The organism is Alkalibacterium sp. m-11, from assembly GCF_054658155.1.
The window spans coordinates 1-3,807 of sequence record NZ_BAAGIR010000160.1 but is presented as its reverse complement, the minus strand read 5'-3'; the positions used below and the strand labels follow the sequence as shown (position 1 = coordinate 3,807).

3 protein-coding genes and 1 pseudogene are annotated in these 3,807 nt (G+C 39.0%); all 4 read left to right on the top strand.

The features are described from left to right. Positions 1–139: 139 nt before the first annotated feature. Positions 140–1,762: pseudogene (locus tag ACYQ2O_RS10970) on the top strand (fructose-bisphosphatase class III); the annotation flags it as partial. A 351-nt stretch (positions 1,763–2,113) separates the two neighbouring features. Then, positions 2,114–2,743, top strand: coding sequence for a nitroreductase family protein (locus tag ACYQ2O_RS10965; RefSeq protein WP_459796621.1), 630 nt, complete (start codon positions 2,114–2,116; stop codon positions 2,741–2,743). A gap of 153 nt (positions 2,744–2,896) precedes the next feature. Then, a complete protein-coding gene (locus ACYQ2O_RS10960; protein WP_459783802.1) occupies positions 2,897–3,382 on the top strand; it encodes an ROK family protein in 486 nt (161 codons plus the stop codon). Beyond that, positions 3,282–3,683 carry an ROK family protein gene (locus tag ACYQ2O_RS10955; RefSeq protein ID WP_459796620.1) on the top strand — a complete coding sequence of 134 codons (402 nt, stop codon included), beginning with the start codon at positions 3,282–3,284 and terminating at the stop codon, positions 3,681–3,683. The genes ACYQ2O_RS10960 and ACYQ2O_RS10955 overlap by 101 nt, the downstream gene beginning before the upstream one ends. Positions 3,684–3,807: the final 124 nt, after the last annotated feature.

Here is a 3,807-nt window from a genome sequence, read left to right as displayed (position 1 = left end):
AGAACAATTCTTAACTACAAACTTATTATACGAGGGGGGGAAGAGGTGCCTTTTTGTATTTTAATTGATAGAGCAACGATAGTTGCATTAAAACAACACGAAAAAACAAAAAAATTGGTAATTACTTGAAAAAACAGAAGAGTGGTATTATGAAACGATTTCAGATTTAATCGATTTTATCGGCTTTTGTTCGACTAAGTATACTCGTTCAAAATTGAGAAAAGCATTACCCCAAAAACACAGCTATATTATCGAAGAGCTTTTGTACACTGATCCGTCCTCTCATAGAGATCGAAATGCCTATTATAAAAGTATATTGGAAAGACTAATTAAACTTAAGCAGGCAAAGCCATTTATTATCTCTCTATGCGAAGTCATTCCCAGGTTAGTAATAGACCATCTGCATTTAGTTGGGGATATTTTTGACCGCAGTGGTGGGGAGTATTCTGTGATGCAACAGCTCATAAAACATCATTCTGTAGATATACAGTGGGGTAACCATGATGTCCTCTGGCTCGGAGCTATTCATGGCTCGAAAGTTAATTTACTAACGCTGCTTCGTATTGCCTCCAGATACGGATATTTGTATGAACTGGAAAAAACATACGGATTAAATTTAAGACCATTATTTTTCTATGCTGAAAATCATTACGCTGTACACAAGTCATTTAATCCCAAAGTTTCTTCTGATGCAAGACGTATCTTTAACGAGGAGAGTGAGTCTTTGCTTAATAAGGTACACCAGGCACTTGCTGTTATGCAGTTTAAGCTGGAAGGACAACTGATAGACAGGAGACCTGAATTTAATTTAGCTGAGCGTAACCTATTAAAAAATTTAAATTTTAAACAAGGTAAGATAAAAATCGAGAGCAATTATTATCATCTCCATAACTTTCCTTTCGAAAGGATCGATGAGAAGGATCCAAATCGATTGAGTTCAGAGGAAGAATATGTGGTTGAAACATTGTTAGACAGTTTTCAGCAATCAGAAAAACTTAGACAGATTAATAAGTTTCTCATCCGTAAAGGAATTATGTACCTTGTTTACAATGATCAGCTTTTATATCATGGCTGCATTCCTTTAAAAAATAATGGGGAGTTCAGCTGCTTAATGTTGGAAGGTAAAAAACTTGCAGGAAAGCTATTACTAGATTATTTTGAGTATCATATACGCGAATCGGCAGCTCATCCTGAAATACAGGATAATTTATCTACTGATCTTGAATGGTACGCTTGGGCAGGTCCATTGTCTCCTTTATTTGGTAGAAATAAAATGACTACCTTTGAGAGATACTACGTCAATAACAAGGATATGTATAAAGAAGAAAGAAATGCCTATTTTGATTTGAGGAACAATGCAGTGATTGCCGATAAAATTTTAAAAGAGTTTAATCTGGATCCTAAGAAATCAAAAATTATTAATGGCCATACTCCGGTTAAAGTTAGACAGGTAGAAGAACCAGTCAAAGCTTCAGGAAAAGTCTTTGTTATTGACGGCGGAATGAACAAGGCCTATCAAGAGACAACGGGTATAGCCGGTTATTCTCTGTTAAATAATTCATATGGTTTTCAATTGGTCACGCATAAAATGTTTGTCACGGTAGAAGAACTTATTAAAAGTCAATCGAGAGATGCTTCACTTAAACACATGATAGACAAGAAGCTGGAAAGAAAACTAATCAAAGATACAACCATTGGCAAAACAATTCAATCCCAAATAGACGATCTTCAGAAACTAATTCACTATGTAGCTTATGATTAAATCAAATTCTTGAGCAATGGCTAGCAGACCTGTCTTTGTTTTTGGTTTTGTTTGGATTTGAGTATAACTACTCGTGAAGGCATGCTTCTGCTTGCTTTTTTAAATAGGGAATAGAGGGTTTGCCAGTTGACTCCCTCACTTAATAAAGGTATGTTTAGCAAAAGAGATAGTGATTAACTAGTATTAATGAACAGCAAAAGGAAAAAGGCCCAGCTAAATACTAGAGATTAAGTTGGCTATTGATGGTTGCCATCAACAGATGTTATATCTTTGTTTGCTTATATATACCAGCTGGATATAATTTGTCAAATACACGGAGCACAAAAACCTTCAAAGAAAAGAGGCTACCTGATGACAAAAACCAATGATTTTGACGATATTATACTCAACCGGCGCTCAATCAGAGAGTTTGATCCAAAGGTAAAAATTCCCCGCGAAGATATGCTTGAAATGATTCAAAAAGCGACGCGTGCTCCGTCTTCAGTCAATCTTCAGCCCTGGCGATTTGTAGTGGTGGACAGCGAAGAGGGTAAACAAAATCTCCGGCCTTTGATGCGCTGGAATACACAGCAGAATGACACGTCAGCTGCGATGGTTCTTATCTTTGGCGATCTGAAGTGCTACGAGTACGGAGAAAAAATTTATGCTAAAGCAGTGGCAGAAGGCAAGTTGACAGAAGAAGAAAAAAACAAGCAGTTGAGGGACATAATTCCTGAGTACAAAAGCTTTCCAAAAGAAAAGATGAAAAAGGTTGTCCGGCTTGATTCTAATCTCGCAGCCATGCAATTCATGCTGGTAGCCAGAAGCCATGGCTATGACACGAACGCTATTGGCGGATTTGATTACGGTCAGCTGGCAGAAAGTGTAGACCTTGATAAAGAACGCTATGTGCCTGTTTTAATATTGGCTGTCGGGAAAGCTTTAGAACCGGGCGAAGCAACAGTTCGTTTGGACGCAGAAGCGATTACAACTTTCAAATAAAGAAGACGCACTATTTAATAGCTTTTGCTGTATAAACAGATAAGGATAAAAAAGAACGCCTTTCACAGGGGTTCTTTTTTGATATACTATTAAAAAAGAGAAAGCGCTTTAAGGAAGTATCATATAATTCTCAAAGTGAAAAGGAGCAGACAGATGAAGCAGTATTTAGTATTTGATATAGGTGGGTCAGCAATCAAATTTGCGCTGATGGATAAAGAGACTATACATATTAAAGGAAAAAGAAAGACCCCCCGTGATTCACTGGAATCCCTGCTGTTTGTGATTGAAAAGATTGTCCAGCCCTACGTAAAAAGTATAGCAGGGGTGGCCATCAGCATGCCGGGTCGAATTGATTCTGATGCCGGCTTTGTCATTCACGGAGGTTCGCTGCAGTACGCCAGAAATATTCACTTGGCAGATATTATTCAAGAGCGGCTGAATCTGCCTCTGAGGCTTGAAAATGACGGAAAAAGTGCGGCCCTTGGGCTAGTTCTGGAAGGGCGGTCTCAAGGGCATGCAAAACGGCGTAGCTTTTGTCTTGGGTACGGGTGTAGGTGGCGGCATTATCTCCAATGGTCAACTCGTAAAAGGGCATCATTTCAGTGCAGGAGAATTTTCCTTTATACGGACCGATGGTAAAAACCCACTGAATCCGGAAAGTTTCTTTGGTAGAAGTGGGAGTACGACAGATCTGGTACGGCGAGTCGCACAGATGACTGGAGAAGACCCGGAAGATTTTGAAGGTCAGGATATGTTCAGGCTCATTCGAGCAGGTCATCAGGAAGTAGAAAGGGAGTTCAGAGCTTATTGCAAGGGAGTCGCGGGACAAATCATTAATCTCCAAGGGGTACTCGATCCGGAACTGTTTGTGATAGGTGGCGGTATGAGTGCAGAGCCGATGCTGGTAGAGGAAATAAAAAGAGCACTGGACGACTTCTAAACTGGACCCTATAGAATAGACACGGATAAAAAACCCTTATTCGTTCTCTATTTTATAGGGTTCTTTATTGTATAATGAACCCAACTATATGAGTTCAAAGGAGAGCGTTGACATGGGAAGAAAT